The following is a 17,723-nucleotide window of genomic DNA, read 5'->3' on the forward strand; positions in this document are numbered from 1 at the left end:
CCGCACCGCCCACCGCACCGGCCACCGCACCGGCCACCGCACCGGCCACCGCACCGGCCCACCGCACCGGCCACCGCACCGGCCACCGCACCGGCCACCGCACCGGCCACCGCACCGGCCACCGCACCGGCCACCGCACCGGCCACCGCACCGGCCACCGCACCGGCCACCGCACCGGCCACCGCACCGGCCCACGCACCGGCCCACGCACAGCCCACCGCACCGGCCCACGCACAGCCCACCGCACCGGCCCACGCACCGGCCCACGCACCGGCCCACGCACCGCCCCACGCACCGCCCACCGCACGCTTGGCCCATGCGCCGTTCCCGTCCCGCGTCCCGTACTACGCCGGCGCCTTAGCCCACCGCATATGCTTCGGCCGCGCCTTTCGCGCAGAACTTCGTTGGCTGGGTGGAACCGCTCCAGGACGCGATCCGGCCGGCTGCCCACCATGAGCCGACTCCCCGCCGTATACACGTTTCCCGGTAGGTCGAGCATGTGACGTTTCCCCTTGTGGATAAGGGAAAACCAGCTGGCCCCACCTCGCTGATGCGGCATAGAATCGAACACATGTTCGAGGAAGATCTGGAGTCGATCCCCACCCGCGACCTGCTGGAACAGGCCGCCGACTGCCGCACGATCGCCAACCGGGCCGACGCACGGCTGCTGGAATGCGCCCAGACGTACGCCGACCGCTTCCACCCCTCGATCTGCGAACCCCGCCCCACCCGCCGCGCCTATGACGGCCGCGAACGCGCCGTGATCCTGGGCGGCGACGGCTGCCCAGCAATCGCCGAGTTCGCGATCGCCGAATTCGCCGTCGTGCTCGGAGTCTCGCCCGGCGTCGGCCAGGTTCTGCTCGCCGACGCCCTCGCCCTGCGGCACCGGTTCCCCCGCACCTGGGCGAGGATCCAGGCCGGCGAGGCCACCCCGTGGAAGGCCCGCCAGATCGTCCGGGCATGTATGAACCTCGACCACGCCGCCGCGGAGTACGTCGACCGCAAGGTCGCCGCGATCGTCGACACCCTGCCGCCGTACCGGCTGGAAAAGATCGTCCGCGCCGCCCGCAAACACGCCGACCCCGCCCGCGCCACCGCCGAGGCCACGCAGGCCGCCGACGAACGGGGTGTCTATGTCGGGCGCGGGGACGGCCACGGCAACAAAACCCTCTACATCAAAGCCCCCGCCGGCGCGGTCAACCGCTGCAACGCCACCATCACCGACATCGCCGAAGCCCTCCACAAATTCGGCGACACCCGCCCCGTCCAACACCGCCGCGCCGACGCCATCGAGATCCTCTCCGACCCCGCCTTCACCCAAGAACTCCTCACCCAAGCCCGCACCCAGCCTCGCCCAAACCCGCCAACCATCCCCACCGAACCCAAACCGGACACCAACCACGAACCCCACACCCCCACAACCCCAGAGTGCCCACCCGCGCCGAACAACCCAGCGCCCCCGAACGACGCGACGGTGCAGGACAACGCGGCGGTGCAGGACCCAGTGGCGCAGCATGACCCGGTGGTGTGGAACGACCCGGTGGTGCGGAACGACCCGGTCGTGCAGCACGACGGGGTGCAGGACGACGGGGTGCAGGACGGCGCGGCCCCGCTGGACGACGGGGTGCTGCCGGGCAACTCCGTGGTGTCGGGCGATGCGATGGTGCCGGTTGGTGAGCACTGCGGGGAGGTGACGCACGCCAGCCCTCTCGGTCGGCCGCTTCCCGGCTCCCGACGCCGACCGGACCTGCTCAAGCCAGCGGACCTGCTCAAGCCAGCAGACTCGCTCAAGCCAGCGGACTCGCTTGAGTCACTCGACCCGGTTGAGTCGCCGGTCCCGATCGGCCTACAGGCGCCGCTCGAATCGCCGCACTCGGGTGAACTGCAAGGGACGCGTGAGTTGGTGGAGCCTGTCGGTCCGCCCGACGATCCGTGGCTGGAAGCCGCAGCGCCCTACGACCCCGACCCACCAACCGACCTGTACGACCGGCGAACACCACCCGAACCCGCCCACTCACGAACCGAACCCGACCAGGGCTCGGCAATGGATCCTGCCGCGCTGCGGGCACTCCGCGCCCGGCTCGCCCAAATCAAGCAAGACGCCTACACCAACTCGAGCTGCCCCGCCAACCCCAACGCCCAAAGCAGTCAGCCCGACCCAGCTGGGCCGCATGACCTCGGCAGTTCAGGTGATCCGGGCAATTCAGGTGACGCGGACAGTTCAGGCGAGCTCGCGCGCCCGGGGACTCCGGCGCGACCGGGTGACGGGGTCAAGGGACAGGTGCGTCCGGTGCAGGTGCGTCCGCGGCGGGCGGGTGTAGGTCAGGTACGTCCGGCACAGACCGAAGTCATCGTGCACCTCACCGATCACACGCTGGCCACCGGCAGCGGCGTACTGCGGGCCGAAACCATCGGGCCGCTGCTCGCCACCCAACTCACCGAACTCATCGGCTACGGCCCATACACAGTGAAGCCGGTGATCGACCTGAACGACGCGGTGGGCGTCGACGCATACGAGATTCCCACCTCGATCCGGGAGCGCGTCAAGCTGATGTATCCCGCCGAGTTGTTCCCCTACGGCACCCGCGAAACCACCAACACCATCGACCTCGACCACATCGAGCCATACGACCCTCACGGACCCACCAAACAAACCAGCACCACAAACCTTGCACCGCTCAGTCGCTTCGGCCACCGGGTGAAGACCCACGCCCGCGGCTGGACCGTCCGCCGGATCGACTACAGGACACTCGAATGGACCACCCCCCACGGCTTCACCTTCGACGTCGACCCCACCGGCACCCACCGAGTCGACCCATGAGGCCATGCCGTCGAGGTCGAATGCCCGTCGGTGAGGCGCAACGCGTCCGGGTTCACCGACTGGGCCGACGGCCAGATCGTCGTCGACGCATCGGCCAGCGCACCCGGGTGCCGACGCAGCAGCCACCGCCTCGTACTCCAGTTGTAGTTCGTGATCAGGCGGCGTGGCGGTCCCGGAAGCGGAACGTCGACTGCTCGATGATCCCGGGTTGTCTCGACTCGGGAAGAACGATCGACCGGTACGAGATACCCAACGGGCGGATCCCGTATGTGCCCCGAAGCATCCGATCGCTTAGTGCGGACCCGTCCGCCTTCACCATCAGCAGCCGGGGCGCCATCGGCAGATGACGGCGTCCTCCACCAGACTGGGACGGCGCCGCGTCACGCCGGTGACAGCCGCAGGAGGTCGTGATAGGTCTCGGGCTCGCCTACCGAGGTCGCCGAGGTCCCGCGCCGGACAAACTCACGCCCGTCCGGCCAACGGGCGACGAACTGATCACCCGTGGCATCGTCGTAACGGATGACGGTGATGTCAGTGACATCGACCGCGAACAGATGGAAGTGGCCGGGCACGGGACGCCAGCCGAGGGCGTCTGCGACCGCGTCCGCGTAGCGACGCTGAATCGCGGCGTCGTCAGTCGGCTCGGCGCGGCCGCGCACCTTGTACTCACCCTCGCCGCCATCGCGGCTCGTGATCACACTGTGCACGAGGATCCGCGGGTCACGCAGCAGGTCACGTGCCTTGGTCGACCCCCACATCATGGACAGCCAGAGATCGCCGTCCATCACATACGGCTCGACCGGGCTGAGCCGCGGCGTGCCGTCGCGCCTGATCGTGGCGACGAGGACGACTCCCGGATCCAGCAGCCGTCGGCGCCCGAACTCGATCAGACGCGGCTGACGGGATTCGATCTCGGCCCAACGCATGGTGTCCTCCTCGGTGAGCGCCGTCATCAGTCACCGTCCTACACCGGCCCACGGACATTCGCAGGCGTGACGGCACGCCTACTGCACGCCTAGTGCACGCCTAGTGCACGCCTACTCCGCTCGCCGAACGGCGGCCCTTCCGGCATCTGCACCGCCGCCAACTGCCACGGCACACCGACCAGCCGGCCCAGCGCTCGCCGCGGCGCGAGCCCTCTGGACTGGAACGCCGGCCGCGGCTAACCGGGGTTCACCAGCTTCGGCCCGCCTGTTCACCCGGCTGCTCCGCCACGCCGACCGACAACCTTGGACACCTTCGGCGCTGGTCACACCGGCGACGCCGCCACCAAGCCCGAACTCGCGACTGCCACCGCCGCCGCCAAATAGGCCAACTCACCTGATCACGAACTACGACTGGAGTACTAGGCGGGACTAGCAGCTCGGTGGCGGCCAGTCGGCATGCCCGGCCAGTTTGTCCTCGCACCAGGAGGGCAACGGCGCCGAATCTGGCACGATCGACATATCGCTCGGCGGTGCCGCGCCAGCAGCGAGTCGGCGAGTCGGCGAGTCCCACGGGTGCGGCTGTCCCACGATCTGCACACGTCGGGCGAAGGGGGCGGGGCAGCGTGGGGATTCCCGCTGGGCCGGGAAAGTTGCCTTGGGCTACGAGTGATCAGCCGCTGGGGCAGGGGAGACCGGAGCCGTCGAGGCCGTCGGAGGGGTTGGATGGGGTGTCGGTGAGTACGACGGTGCCGCCGAGGCTGCCGAGCAATGCGGCGGTCAGGAGGATGCCGGCGAGGGCGGTCAGGCCACGGCTGGATCGGAGGAGGGCGACGCTCGAACAGGCGGCTGCCACCAGGCACATCGCGATGCCGACGAGTGTGACGACGCCGACCTGGGGGAGTGGCGGGACGTGGTGACAGTCTTCGGCCAGGACGGTTTCCAGCCAGCGTTGGCGGCGAGACCAGCGGTACCAGTAGGCAAGCGCGCCGACGCTCAACGCCAGTACGCCGCCGAGGATGAGTCCGAGGGAGCGTCGCCTCATACGAGCGGAGCGCCGTCGGGTGCTACACCGGCGAGAGGTCCGACAGGGATCAGTTCGACCTGCATGACCGCTCCCGCCTTCCCGCGTTGAGCGAATCAGCCTAGGACTCCCCAGGGTCGGCCCGCAGTGGACCCTGTGCCAAGCACGGCCCGCGGTAGATCCCGGCCCAGCACACCGGAGGCGGCCCGCACTAAGCCCCGGCCCAGCACACCGGAGGCGGCCCGCACTAGGCCCCGGCCCAAGCACGCCGGCGTGGCCCGCAGTAGGCCCCGGGCCAAGCACGCTGTGGGGTGGGTCCTCGGTCAAGCAGGCCGGGGTGGGCCTTTGGTCAAGCACGCCTGGGGTGGGCCACGTCAAGCATGCTTGGGTTAGGCCTCCGCTCAAGCACGCTGGGGGCGTCCTTCCAGGACGAGCAGTCGCAGGAACCGCTGCTCGCCCGCTGTCGTCCGAGCGAACAACCCGTCCACCGGAGCCGGTCGGCGGGCCTGTACGCCGGTGCCCGACATCTCCGCCAGCTCCGCGAACGTCGCGTCGACCTCCTCGACCGTGACCGTTGGCTCGGTGGATGGTGACGGTGGGGTCCTTCGCCTCGAACGCAGGCGTGCACATCTCCACCTGCACCGGCACCAGCTGCACCACCTGCGCCTGCACCGCCTGCGCCTGCAGCGCCTGCACCGGCATCCCCTGCGTCGGCAGCAGCTGCGCCGGCCGGCTGTCGCGGCACGATCCGGCCCGGCGGCCGAGGCGTTCCCTGATGCCGTAGAGGTTCTGAACCGCTGTCACTCAGGGGCCGAGGGTGGTGCTCGGTCAAAGCACGAGCGGATCGCGTTGAAGCCCGGAACCGGGCAAGCAGCCGGGGTGAGTGGGATTAGCGTTAAAAGTTGTGGTCGGGGTTGAGGTCTTGACGGGGTGCGGCGTGACTCAGTAGCTTGCAGGGGTTGTTTTTAACGTTAATATCAGCCGGGAGGCGGGGATGGTGCGGCAGCACACCAGTCGGGGCCCGGCTCCGCATGGGCACGTGACGCTTGCGCAGGTGGCGCAGCGGGCTGGGGTGTCGGCGCAGTCGGTGTCGAATGCGCTCAACAATCCCGATCGGCTCGCGCCGGAGACCCGGAAGCGGATCCTGGCCGCCGTCGAGGAGCTGGGCTACGAGCCGAATCTGAGCGCTCGCGCCCTGCGCAACCGGAGCTCGTCGCTGATCGCGTTCAAGATGCGCCCGTCCCGCCCGGACAAGGCGTCGCTCCTCATGGACGACTTCCTGTATGTACTGAACGCAGCCGCCGTCGAGGCCGGCTACCACCTGATCCTGTGTCATGCCGAGGACGGCCCGGCCGGCGAGATCAAGGCGTACCGGGACCTGCTGAAGAAGACCTCGATCGACGCTTTCGTGCTGGCCGAGACGCATCACAACGACGACCGGGTTGCCGCGCTGCGTTCCTGGGGTGTGCCGTTCGCCTCGTTCGGCCGCTCCTGGGACGGCGACGACAGCCTCGCATGGGTCGACGTCGACGGCCGCGCCGGCACCCGCGCCGCGACCGACCATGTGGCAGCGCAAGGACACACAAGGATCGGCCACATCGGCTGGCTTGCGGAGTCCGAGCTCGGCCAGGACCGTCGCGAAGGCTGGCTCGACGCCTGTCGCGAACGGGACCTCGAGACCGACCTGCAGGCCGCGGTCGTGGACTCTCTCGAAGCCGGCTGCCAGGCCGCACATCGCATGCTCGATGCCTCGCGTCCCGCGACTGCGCTGGTCTGTGCGTCCGACACCCTCGCGCTCGGCGTGATGCGGGCGCTGCACGAAAGAGGCCTGCGGCCCGGGGTCGACGTCGCGATCACCGGGTACGACGACTCACCGACCGCCGCCCTGGTGAGTCCGGGACTGACCACTCTGCGCCAGCCGATCGACGAGGTCGGACGGCAGCTGATCCAGGCCATCGACAACCTGATGGCCGGCGATCCCCGCCAGCCGCAACACGTCCTGCTCGAACCTGAACTCGTCGTCCGCGGATCGAGCCTGCCCGGACCACGCACGCATACCTCCTGAAGGGACCCAAGATGAGGCACGGAACCAGACTGCTAGCGGTGCTAGGCGCCGCAGCGCTCGTGGTCACCGCAGTGATCTCCGCCCCGGCCGCACCCGCGGCCGCCCCGCCCGCCGACCCGTTCGTGGTGAACGTCGAGAACCTCCCGAGCGGTCGCGGAGTCGGCGGTGCCATGGATCTGACGTCGTACGGCGACCTGGACTGGGTCCACGTCATCGGTACGGGGATCGATCGCAAGGCCGGCGTACCGCAGGCGATCACGGTCGACGATCTGAATCCCGACGGCGGCCGCACCACGCTCGACGACAGCCCGATCTCGTTCGGGTGGTCGGACGGACCGGCCACGGGGGTCGCAGGGGCCTCGGGGATCACCACCGGAGGTGTGTTCAACTACGACACGACGACCGTGGGCGACACGACGGCCCACGATGCCGGTTATCGGATCACGGTCCCGGCCGCGGACTCGCCACGACGCCTGGTGTTCGTGGGTGGGATCTGGCAGGCCACCGGAGCCGTCACTGTCGCGGCGGTTGACGGCAGCGGTACGGCGTACACCACGCAGATCAACGCGAGTGGTACGGCGGCCGCCAAGCGCTACACCGTGACGATCCGCCCGGGCGAGGGCGTCGTCGTGACGGGCAGATTCGCGAGCAAACTCCAGGCGGCCGGCAACCTCTCCCTATCGGCTGCGGCGCTCTCGACGGTGTCGCCCGGTCTGACGACGACTGCGGCACCGGTCGCGATGAACCTGACGGCCGAGGGTGTGGACGATTGGATGCACCTGGACGGATCGACGCTCAACCGTCGCGCCGGCGTACCGGATTCGACGCCGCGGCTCGCGGTCGCGAACCGGCAGGGGGGCGGCGCGATCGGCGCGCAGAACGACAACCCGGTGAGCTATTCGTGGACGAACGGTACGCCGACCGCGTCTCAGCCGGGCACCCGTCACGGCGGGATCTTCTTCGCCGACGGCGCGAACACCGACGTCGACCTCACCGATCCGTACGGGTACGACCTCACGGTCCCGGCGGCAGCGGATCGTCGTACGCTGCGCTTCGTTTCCGGCGTATGGCGTGCCTCGGCGAAGATCTCGGTCTACGTCAACGGAACGCTGGCCTTCGTGAACACGGATCTGGTCAGCATCGATCCGTCGGTCACCAGGCTCTTCGAGCTGAACCTCGGGCCCGGTGACTCCGCCCGGATCAGCGCGCAGCTGACCCGCAAGACGCATGCCTCAGGCAACGTCACGTTGGCGGGAGTAGCGTTGGCGAGCAGCTACCGGCAGCTGATCCAGAACACCCTCGACGAGGCAGCGTCGGCCGACGTGTACGCCGCCAGCGCGTCCGCGCAACGTCAACTGGACAACGAGATCACTTCCGCGACGGCGACACTCGCGGATGGCGGCGCGCAGCAGGACGAGCTGCGACTGGCGTACACCTTCCTCAAGGCCGCCTTCGACGAGGCGCTGTCGTCTGCGGCAAACGCGCAGTACACCTCCGTGACCAACCCGGGGCTGACGTCGTCGTTCGGTTGGGAGGGCGATCTGAACGCGCCGATCGCGTTCATCGACGGCAGTTACCGACTGCGCAGTCGGGGCGACGCGATGATCACCTTCGGGGTGCCGAACGTCCCGGGCAAGATCAAGTGGTCGAACGCCGAAGGGTACCTGCCGGCGTTCGTCAGCGAGTACGCGAAGGACGGGCTCGCAATCAAGATCGAAAGCTTCGCAGACCTGGTCGTTGTCGGCGGCAACCGGTTCGAGGTCGCGTACTCGCGGATGACGGTCACCAACACCACGTCCGCACCGGCCCGGCTACCGCGGGTGTCGAACCTGCTGACGCCCCTGAACCATGCAGACACCACCGTCGGCGCCGGGCAGACCGTCGTACGCGACTATGCGGTGGCTGCCGATCGGTTCGGTGGCACGTACGACTGGCCGACCGCGGTCCAGTTGCAACAGCTCGGCGGGTTCGACCAGCACTACGGTCACATGCGCCAGTACTGGAACGACCGACTGTCGGCGATCGCGAACATCACCGACCTGCCGGACAAGCGGCTGATCAACGCCTACAAGGCCGGGTACATCTACACGCTGATCATCCGTGACGACATCAACGGCGCGAAGGAACTGCACGTCGGCGAGAACGGGTACGACGAGATGTTCGACCACGACACGATCGGTATCGTGTCGACGCTGCTGACGATCGGCGATTTCACCTACGCGCGCGACTATCTGTCGACGCTGCCGGCGCAGCTGCAGTACGACGACGCGAAGTGGAAGTACAGCTGGCCGTACGCCCTGTACCTGCAGCGCACCGGCGACAAGGACTTCATCCGCAGCCGGTTCGAGACGATCAAGAAGAACACCCACACGATCGAGACCGACCGGATCGACGGCGGCACCGGGATCATCAAGCAGACCGACGCGATCGACTCCCACGGGTACTGGACGATCGACAACTGGTCCGCGCTGACCGGGCTCACGACGTACCGCTATCTCGCCTCGGCACTCGGGGAGACCGCGGAGGCCGCGTGGGCGAAGGCGGAGTACGACGACCTGCTGAAGGTCGCGACCGCCCGTATCGATCAGACGATGAAGCAGTACGGCCTGGACTACATCCCGATCTCGATGGTCGAACCGAACGAGACCGGTCCGCGCAAGGATCCGCGGGACGCGAACTGGGCCTCGATGTTCCTGTTCGGGCGATGGGCCTGGGACGGGTACCTGTTCGGCGCCGCGCAGAGCGGGACGATGTTCGACAAGATCGACGACACGTACACGCACGGGTTCGAACGGCGCAAGGACATCTCGGACTCGATCTACAACTTCGGCGGGTACCCGCACGGGTACTTCTCGAGCGCGTACAACGCCGGCTACGGGAGCGCCGCGCTGCGGGGCGAGGAGTACCGCGATCTGGGGATCAAGTCGTACCAGTACATGATCGACAAGACGATGAGCGGACCGTTCGGCTGGTGGGAGGGCGTCGACTACCCGAGCGCCGACTCGCCGTGGGACATCGACCACGCGCGCGGCGGTGGCGGGTCGAACCAGCACATGTGGGGCCAGTCGACCGCGACGAAGGTCCTGTTCGACTCGCTGATCGCGGAGAAGTCCGACGGCACGGTGATCATCGGGCGCGGCGTCCCGAACGAGTGGATCCGCACTCGGCAGAAGATCGGTCTCAACAGCTACCCGGTCACGAACGGCGGCCGCCTCGGCTACCAGCTCACCACGGCGGGCAAGACCGTGACCCTCCAACTCACCGGCAACACGGCAACCCCCACCGGCTACAGCCTCGAACTCCCGGCGCTACGCAACAACATCGCGTACGTCGCAGCAAAGGGCGCAACCATCAACCAGTCCGCCGGCACCATCCACCTACCCCGCGGCACCACCCACGCAACAGTAGTCCTGCGCCACACCATGTGAGGCACCGGCCGCGGCACCCGCGTCCGGACTGGCGGAGCCATGCAGGGGCCGGTAGGTTCGCGCGGGTTGATAGCCGGGCGGGAGGAGCGTTGTGGCCAGGAAGCGGAAGCGCCGCGGTGGAGCACCGGGGCGGGCGGGTCGCACGGCGCCGGGGCAGGCGGGAGGTACGCCGGCGGTTGCCGCAACACGTCGTACGTCGGCTCCGGTGCCGTGGGCGGTGTTCTGGTTGGCAGTGATCATGTTCGCGAGCATCGGCCTGCCGGAGGACTGGATTCTTCTGTGGAGCAAGGACGACGGGCCGCAGGCTGCGCAGTCGGCGGTGCTGATTGGCGGGTTCGTCGCGACGACTGTGCTCCTGCATGCGATCGTGGTTCTGCAGCTTGCGGCGCGTTCGGGAGCCGACGATGTGGTGCGGTCGGCGAAGGACACGTACCAGATCGCACTCGCTCGTACCGGCATCGGCGTACTGGTCGGAACGACGATGGTGTTCCTGCAGTTCAACGGCGCGCCGGACGGGATCAAGGTCACCAGTGTCCTCAGCGATGCCGCGACGGTCGGCGGGATCGTCGGGCTGATTGCGTGTGTGCCGCACAACGTGTGGGTCACCTTCACCACGCTGCGTCGCATGCGCGCGGAACGTCTACCGCATTGGTTCAAGGTCCAGATGACCTTGGCCGTCATCGACACCTATCTGCTGTACCGCCTCCTACTCCTGATCACGACGATCTGAAGGTGAGCTCGATGTGGGTTCCGGTGGGGACGCCGGGGTGGCGGAGCCATGCGATGCCGGTGTCTGCGTCGTAGTGAAGGTCGGCGCCTTCGACGGACGTCGGCTCGGAAGGCACGCGTAGAGCTGTCGTGACCTGCACGCCGTGCGGTGCCTCGCAGGAGAAGCGGATTCTGGTCTGATCTTGCTGCCAGTCCACGACCCGGCCGGCCGACGCCAGCAGCGGCTCCTCGTCGTAGGTGAGGTCGCGAAGCCAAGTCAACTCACCTGGACCCATCGAACGATGCCGGACGATGCCCAGCCGCGGATCGAGCAGATCGAGATAGGTGCCCTCGACAACATGCGAACCGCCACTCTCCTCGAGCACAGCGCCGACGAGATACGGACCACGCTGCACCGACAACCAGTTGGTCGACTCCCAGGAGCGACCGATCAGCTCCCGGATCGCGGCGACCAGCTCGGAGGCGCGCTCAGATGATTCGGTGAAGTCGGCCGGACGAGACGGAAGGAACCGCACCCGACCCTGACCGACCGCCTGTACGCCGTCGTGCTTGCGATCGGCCCCAAGAGCTTCGGCCAGATGGTCCGCGCAGGTGTCGTACCGGCCGGTCCACCAGGAGCGGATCTCGTGGTACGGGTCCGCGTCGTCGCCGACGTACAGCAGGCTCCCGCCGCGACTGACCCACCCGGCCAGGGCGTAATGGATGCCCGGGGCAAGAGGTTTCTGGAACTCGTAGCTGAGGACGAGTACGTCGACGTCGTCCAGCGCATCGGGAGTGTCGATCACGTTCTCGAGTTGAACCGGACAAACCCGCTGCCCGTCGTACAACGGCGGCAGCGCCAAGCCGTAGAAGTCGGAGAAATGCAGCTGCTCGCGGCCCTCCAGCGCGAGCGCGTCCTGCAGGCCGTCGTAGTGTCCACTCTCCCCACCGGGCGACCAGCGCTGGAACATGGCGGTGTCCGAGAGCGCGATCCCGATCCGGGGGCCTTCGTGAGCCCACCGCACGTCGGGTTGGTCGAGGTCGCGCAGGCTGTTCATCGCGATCAGATAGCTGGTCGCGGTGTCCGGCGGAATGAGCTCCCGTTCGGTGGATCCGTCGCGCAGGTACGGGCGGTTGAAGATCCGGTTCGGCCACGGCGCCACCTCGTACCGCGCGACGCCCGGGTGCAGCAGCGACGCGATGAGGGTGCGCTGCCAGTTGGCCAGGTAGTCCTCCCAGGTGCGGTCCGGGTGGTCCTCGATCGGGTCGTGCAGGAACCACATCCGCCGGTCCGTGCCGCGGGTGAGGTCCTGCGCGATGCCGTACTCCAGGTACGCCGTCTCGAACGTGCGCTCGGCGACCTTCCCGGCGTAGACGTTCGGCGTCCGGGACGTTCCGGTCCACACCTGCGCGATCGCGCCGTCGATCGACGGCAGTGTCCGCAGACGTGATTCGGGGCTGATGATCTGCCACTGCGTGTAGTTCAGGAGGCTGTGCGTCGGCACGTAGAAGCGCACCTGCCGACCCTGCTGCAGAGCCTCGTCGCGTAGCACCGAGGTGACGCGGTCGAGGCTGCGGGAGAGCAGGTGCTGCTTGAGCTGCCCGGAGCGGAAGTGCGCCTCGGGAGTGCTGTGCGGAGGCTGCCACGGCTCCTTGAAGAACGCTTGCCACTCGCGCTTGAACGACTCTGAGTAGCCGGCACGCGCCCAGAACTCCGGCTCCTCGAGATGGATGCCTTCGACGCCGAGCCCGATGATCGGGCGGAGCTTCTGCACCAGGTACTCGGTGAAGTTGAACGTCGGGACCATGTACGGGATGTCGGTGCTCTCACCGTGCAGGATCGGCGCCCCGTCGCCCGCCGTCTGCGCGTCGTCCCAGTGCCCGGAGCCGTCCCATCGTCCGTCGAGATAGTCCTGGTAGGTACCCCAGGAGATCCCGGTCATCAGGTGCACGCGATACCCGGCTTCACGCCAGCGCGCGATCCGCTGCGGTGTCGTGTCGTTGAGCCCGTAGACCATCACGAAGTCGGTGCGGAGGTCGATGGATTCGTCGTACGGCGCCTGCTCCTGAAAGCCCGTCAGCTCGCCGTCCTTACCGGTGCTCATCCGATGACCTCCGCGAGCCAGTCGAGTCCCGGCTCGGCGTGCTCGACGATCGTGAAGTGACTCGCGCCTTCGCGCACCCGCAGCGTCGCGGTCGGGCAGTGCGCGGCGAGCCAGCGGCCGTGGTCCGCCGGGATGATGCGGTCTGCCGTACCGTGCAACAGCAGGACCGGCGCTGTGATCGCTTCGACCCCGCAACCCCACGGACGGGTGTAGGACGCGTCGTCGTCGATCTGCCCGTACGGACCGGCGTCGAGCCCCGGACCGGCGACCTTCCCCAGCCATCCCCATGAACCGTCGAACATCGCCAGGTCGTCGGCCGTGAATCCCGCGTCGTAGTCGAACCCCGAGTTGTGCAGCGCCTCGCGCACGTCGGCCCCGGCGGCCGCGGTGCCCAGCGCCGCGATCGAGGACGGCAGCATCCCGTCGAACCAGCCCAGACCCTCGACGCCGTACGGCGCGATCGCCGCCAGCGTGACCACCGCGCGGACGCGGGCGCCCAACGCAGCCGCGGTACCGAGTGCGAAGGTCCCGCCACCTGAGTAACCCGCGACCGCGAACTGGTCGATCTCGAGCGAGTCTGCGACCGCAGCCGCGTCGGCGGCGACGGAGGCGACCGGTCGGCCCCGCCGGACCGTGGAACCGCCGTACCCCGGCCGATCGAACGACACCCAGCGCAGCCCCAACCGGTCGGCCGCGGCGAACAGCGGCTCCGGCGGCGCGCCGACGTTCGGCGTGCCGTGGTTCCACATCACTGGGAAGCCGTCGCCGCCGGTGTCGTAGCTGTGCAGAATGCGCCCGTCGGCCAGGTGCAGGTCACGTTCGATCATCAGCCGAGAAGTTCGGAGGCTCGGAGTTGCTGCCAGATCTCGGACTGGTCGACGACAGCGACGCCGAGCTTCTCGGCCTTGGTCAGTTTGGACGCGCCGACGTCGGCCCCGGTGATGAGCAGGTCCGTGCTGGCCGAGACCGACGAGGCGATGGTCGCTCCGGCCTTCTCGCAGAGGCGCTGGAAGGCCGGCCTCGCGACCTTCTCTCCGGAGCGCGGATCGCTGATGGAGCCGGTGACGACGACTGTCTTCCCGGCCAGCGGTGCGCCGGCCGCCACGACCGGCGGGAGATCTTCCTCGCGTACGTCGAGTGAGACGCCGGCGGCCCGGAGGCGCTCGAGCTCGGGCCGGAGGCGGGTCAGGTGCTCGATCAGCGAGGCGGCGACCTTCGGGCCGATGTCCTCGACGGCGACCAGACCGTCCTCGCCCGCGTCGGCGACTGCTTCCAGCGAGGTGAAGCCGGCCCGGCACAACCTGGCCGCAGTCCCTTCGGACGCCATCGGGATCGCGAGGCCGATCAGTGCGCGGCGCAGACCGACCTGCCGGCTCGCGTCGATCGAGTCGATCATCCTGGCAGCTGAGACCTCTCCGATGCGGTCGAACTCGAGCAGTCGCTCGGTCGTCAGCTTGTAGAAGTCCGAGGGGTTCTCCAGGATCCCGGCCTCGGCCAGGCGCTCGATCCAGACTCCGCCGATCGCGTCGATATCGGCCGCGGCGCGGGACGCCCAGTGGATCAGCCGCCGCACGGTCTGGGCCGGGCACGCGACGTTGGTGCAGAACAGTTCGCGGCTGTTGCCCTGCTCGGTCAGGGGTTGCTCGCACGACGGGCACTTGCTCGGCGGCACGATGTCGCGTTCCTGTCCGGTGCGCTTGGACGCATCAAGTACGCCGGCCACGAACGGGATCACGTCACCCGCCCGGCGGACCAGGACCGTGTCGCCGATCTTGATGCCGCGGGCCTTGATCACCTCCTGGTTCGCGAGGGTCGCGCGAGTGACCGTCGTACCGCCGACGAACACGGGCTCGAGCCAGGCGACCGGGGCGATCTTGCCGGTCTTGCCGACGTCCCACACCACGTCGGCGAGCACCGTGGTCTTCTCCTCGGCGGCGAACTTGAACGCCAGCGCACCACGCGGCGAGCTCGACCGCGTGCCGGCGGCAGCGAAAGCGTCGCGATCGGCGAGCCGCAGTACGGCGCCGTCGAGGTCGTAATCCAGGTCGTTGCGTTGCTGCTCGATCGTCGAGATCACCGCCTGCGCCGCGGCGGCGTCGTCGCAGTGCCGCATGTCGGCGACCGTGAACCCCATCGTCTGCAGCGCGCGCTCGAGATCCGCCTCGGCCTGGTCGCTGAGCAGATCGAATGCCAGGAACTGCAGGCGCCGCTCGGCGACCGTCGCGGGATCCTTGGCCCGCAGCGTCCCGGCCGCGGCGTTGCGCGGGTTGATCAGCGGCTTGTCCGGGTGGGCGGCGTTGTAGGCGGCGAACGTGGAACGCAACATGACGGCCTCACCGCGGACCTCGACCCGGTCCGGTACGTCGAGACGGTCGGGGACGCCGTCCGCAAGGGCACGCACGAGCGGCGTCACGTCGTCGCCGGTCGTCCCGTCACCACGGGTGATCGCCCGGGCGAGGCGACCGTTCTCGTAGACGAGAGCCAAGGACAGACCGTCCAGCTTGGGCATGACGACCACCGATTGGCCGGGGAAGCGGCCGAAGAAGGCCTCGACCTGCTCCGGGCGGGTCGCCTTCTCCAGCGACAGCATCGGTCGCGAGTGCCGGATCGGCGCGTGCAGGATCGCCGGCGCGCCGACCTGCTCCAGCGGGTTCGGGTCGGGCGCGAGCTCCGGGTTGGCCTCGACGAGCGTCCGCAGCTCGTCCTCGATCGCGTCGTACTCCGCGTCGGCGACCGTCGGTGTGCCGCGGTAGTAGGCGTCACGCAGTACGACGATGCGATCGGCAAGTTCCTGGATGCGCTCCCCAATGTCCACGCCAGGACACTACCCAAGCACTCCGACAATCCGCGCGATCTCCTTGCCGGTCAGTCGATCACCGTCTCGTCGACGAGGTGCGTCACCTCGCGTTTGCGGGGGAGCATCAGGGCCGGCACCAAGGTGAGGAGGACCAGGGACCACGCCACCCAGTACGTGTGCGAGAACGAGTTCGCGGCGTCCACCAGCCCGCGTCCGATGGCCGCGGGGTCCAGATGCAGCGCGGCGAGGCTCTCCGGCCGCGTGTTGGAGATGATGGCCGCCTGGGTCTCGCGGAGCCCGTCGCCGAGCCCCGGGATCTGCTGTGTGCCGGGGATGATCGGCGAGTCGTTGAGCTGGTTGGTGAGGATCACCGACATCGTCGCGACGCCGACCGACGACGCGATCTGCTGGCTGATGTTGAGCAGTGTCGAGCCGCGCGCGACCTGGGGCCCGGAGAGCGTCCGCAGTGCCGTCGTGAACAGCGGCATCATCGTGCCGCCCATCCCGAAACCCATCACGACCAGCATCGCGATGATCGCGATGTACGGCGTGGTCGCGGTGATCTGGGTCAGCCCGAACATACCGATCACGATCGCCGCGAGCCCGAACGGGACGATCCGGCCCACCGGGATCTTGTCGACCAGCCGGCCCGCGATCGGCATCGTCACCATCGCGCCGAGCCCTTGCGGCGCGACCAGGAGGCCGGCGTGCAGCGTGGACTCGCCGCGGATCTGCTGGAAGTACGTCGGCACCAGCAGCAGCCCGCCGAAGAACGCGGCCGCGAACAGGAACATCGTGATGATCGAGATCGTGAGGTTGCGGTCGCGGAACAGCCGGAGATCGAGCAGCGGGTGCCGCGGCCGGAACGAGTGCCAGACGAACGTCCCCATCAGCGCCACGCCGATCAGGATCGAGACCCAGACCCGCGGCGCTCCGAAGTCACCGCCCTCGGCGGGCAGCGACGAGACGCCGAACAGGAACAGCGCGAGTCCGGGCGACATCAGCACGACGCCGAGGACGTCGAGCGACTCGGTGCGCTCCGCCGTGTCCTTGGCCAGCGCGAACCAGGCGTAGACGAGCGCGATCGCGCCGAGCGGCACGTTGATCAGGAAGATCCAGTGCCAGCTCGCCACCTGGATCAGCCAGCCGCCCAGGATCGGGCCGAGGATCGGTCCGAGCAGCATCGGTACACCGAGGATGGCCATCAGCCGGCCCATCCGGTGCGGCCCGGCCGCTCGAGTCATGATCGTCATACCGAGCGGCATCAGCATGCCGCCGCCGAGGCCCTGCAGGACCCGGAAGCCGATCAGCATGTCGATGCTCGTCGCGGTCGCGCACAGCGCGGACCCGGCGGTGAACAGGAAGATCGCCATCATGTACAGCCGCTTGGTGCCGAACCGGTCGGCGGCCCAGCCGGTCAGCGGGATCACGGTCGCCAGCGCGAGCGTGTACGCCGTGACCGTCCAGGCGACGTGCGAATACGCGACCGGACTCTCGGGCGAGCCGAACTCGTCCTGGAAGGTCGGCAGCGCGACGTTGACCACGGTGATGTCGAGAATCGACATGATCGCGCCCAGCACCACGACGCCGGCGATCTTCAGCACCGCGGCATCGATGTGGTCGGGATACTCGGTAGTGCTCTCGCTCACAGTCTGTCCCCCCTCGAACGAAACATCCCTGTGCAGACCCTACGCCCGAAACCCCACCCGAAAGCTAGCCCTTTCCCGCCGCACTACACGGTGTGTTGCCGACAGACAACGCACCGTGCCCAACCGCCTACCCCCGAGATCGACCTAGTACCTACGTTCGGACGTTTCGTTCGGTGAGATGGATCAGGGGATGTCTAGTGGAT

13 protein-coding genes are annotated in these 17,723 nt (G+C 68.5%); 4 read left to right on the plus strand and 9 right to left on the minus strand.

Annotation, left to right across the window (positions count from 1 at the left end; translation table 11 throughout):
- Positions 1 to 318 (minus strand): hypothetical protein (locus EV137_RS00005; RefSeq protein WP_511194516.1); only part of this gene is annotated, 318 nt, incomplete at its 3' end.
- Positions 319 to 571: 253 nt separating this feature from the next.
- Between EV137_RS00005 and EV137_RS00010 the strand changes: the two genes are divergently transcribed.
- On the plus strand, positions 572 to 2,821 hold the full coding sequence (locus EV137_RS00010; RefSeq protein ID WP_134125614.1) for a DUF222 domain-containing protein: 2,250 nt from the start codon (positions 572 to 574) through the stop codon (positions 2,819 to 2,821).
- 154 nt (positions 2,822 to 2,975) lie between these two features.
- Here EV137_RS00010 and EV137_RS00015 read toward each other — a convergent pair whose 3' ends face one another.
- The 4 genes from EV137_RS00015 to EV137_RS41925 form a co-directional block, all read right to left on the minus strand.
- Complete coding sequence (locus tag EV137_RS00015; protein ID WP_134125616.1) at positions 2,976 to 3,158, minus strand: hypothetical protein; 183 nt, start codon at positions 3,156 to 3,158, stop codon at positions 2,976 to 2,978.
- Positions 3,159 to 3,201: 43 nt separating this feature from the next.
- Positions 3,202 to 3,774, minus strand: coding sequence for a pyridoxamine 5'-phosphate oxidase family protein (locus EV137_RS00020; RefSeq protein ID WP_134125618.1), 573 nt, complete (start codon positions 3,772 to 3,774; stop codon positions 3,202 to 3,204).
- A 643-nt stretch (positions 3,775 to 4,417) separates the two neighbouring features.
- Positions 4,418 to 4,789, minus strand: coding sequence for a hypothetical protein (locus EV137_RS00025; RefSeq protein WP_134125620.1), 372 nt, complete (start codon positions 4,787 to 4,789; stop codon positions 4,418 to 4,420).
- 380 nt (positions 4,790 to 5,169) lie between these two features.
- A complete protein-coding gene (locus EV137_RS41925) occupies positions 5,170 to 5,388 on the minus strand; it encodes a hypothetical protein (RefSeq protein WP_375372028.1) in 219 nt (72 codons plus the stop codon).
- Between the two features lie 434 nt (positions 5,389 to 5,822).
- Between EV137_RS41925 and EV137_RS00035 the strand changes: the two genes are divergently transcribed.
- The 3 genes from EV137_RS00035 to EV137_RS00045 all read left to right on the plus strand — a co-directional run bounded on the left by EV137_RS00035 (position 5,823) and on the right by EV137_RS00045 (position 10,991).
- Positions 5,823 to 6,833 (plus strand): LacI family DNA-binding transcriptional regulator, encoded by a 1,011-nt coding sequence (locus tag EV137_RS00035; protein WP_166679734.1) that lies wholly within the window; start codon positions 5,823 to 5,825, stop codon positions 6,831 to 6,833.
- 11 nt (positions 6,834 to 6,844) lie between these two features.
- The gene (locus EV137_RS00040; protein WP_134125624.1) at positions 6,845 to 10,261 is read left to right on the plus strand and encodes a sugar-binding protein; all 3,417 of its coding nucleotides are present in this window, start codon (positions 6,845 to 6,847) and stop codon (positions 10,259 to 10,261) included.
- Between the two features lie 91 nt (positions 10,262 to 10,352).
- Complete coding sequence (locus tag EV137_RS00045; RefSeq protein ID WP_134125626.1) at positions 10,353 to 10,991, plus strand: hypothetical protein; 639 nt, start codon at positions 10,353 to 10,355, stop codon at positions 10,989 to 10,991.
- On the opposite strand, the gene EV137_RS00050 is transcribed toward EV137_RS00045, so the two are convergent.
- From EV137_RS00050 to EV137_RS00065, 4 genes are read right to left on the minus strand one after another with little or no spacing between them, the layout of a single operon-like run.
- Entirely contained in the window at positions 10,978 to 13,074 is a 2,097-nt protein-coding gene (locus EV137_RS00050) for a hypothetical protein (RefSeq protein ID WP_134125628.1), read from the minus strand. The two genes, EV137_RS00045 and EV137_RS00050, sit on opposite strands and share 14 nt — an antisense overlap.
- A complete protein-coding gene (locus EV137_RS00055; protein WP_134125630.1) occupies positions 13,071 to 13,901 on the minus strand; it encodes an alpha/beta fold hydrolase in 831 nt (276 codons plus the stop codon). Before EV137_RS00055 ends, EV137_RS00050 begins: the two co-directional genes overlap by 4 nt.
- Positions 13,901 to 15,889 (minus strand): NAD-dependent DNA ligase LigA, encoded by a 1,989-nt coding sequence (gene ligA, locus EV137_RS00060; protein ID WP_134125632.1) that lies wholly within the window; start codon positions 15,887 to 15,889, stop codon positions 13,901 to 13,903. Before ligA ends, EV137_RS00055 begins: the two co-directional genes overlap by 1 nt.
- Before the next feature lie 50 nt (positions 15,890 to 15,939).
- Entirely contained in the window at positions 15,940 to 17,520 is a 1,581-nt protein-coding gene (locus tag EV137_RS00065) for a DHA2 family efflux MFS transporter permease subunit (RefSeq protein ID WP_134005183.1), read from the minus strand.
- Between the last annotated feature and the right edge of the window lie 203 nt (positions 17,521 to 17,723).

It is taken from the genome of Kribbella pratensis, from assembly GCF_004366075.1.
In the GTDB taxonomy this organism is placed as follows: domain Bacteria; phylum Actinomycetota; class Actinomycetes; order Propionibacteriales; family Kribbellaceae; genus Kribbella; species Kribbella pratensis.

Coding starts and splice junctions, on each gene's coding strand:
- EV137_RS00015 (WP_134125616.1), bottom strand. CDS start 3,158: ATGGCGCCCCGGCTGCTGATGGTGAAGGCGGACGGGTCCGCACTAAGC.
- EV137_RS00025 (WP_134125620.1), bottom strand. CDS start 4,789: ATGAGGCGACGCTCCCTCGGACTCATCCTCGGCGGCGTACTGGCGTTG.
- EV137_RS00055 (WP_134125630.1), bottom strand. CDS start 13,901: ATGATCGAACGTGACCTGCACCTGGCCGACGGGCGCATTCTGCACAGC.
- EV137_RS00020 (WP_134125618.1), bottom strand. CDS start 3,774: ATGACGGCGCTCACCGAGGAGGACACCATGCGTTGGGCCGAGATCGAA.
- EV137_RS00040 (WP_134125624.1), top strand. CDS start 6,845: ATGAGGCACGGAACCAGACTGCTAGCGGTGCTAGGCGCCGCAGCGCTC.
- EV137_RS00010 (WP_134125614.1), top strand. CDS start 572: ATGTTCGAGGAAGATCTGGAGTCGATCCCCACCCGCGACCTGCTGGAA.
- EV137_RS00050 (WP_134125628.1), bottom strand. CDS start 13,074: ATGAGCACCGGTAAGGACGGCGAGCTGACGGGCTTTCAGGAGCAGGCG.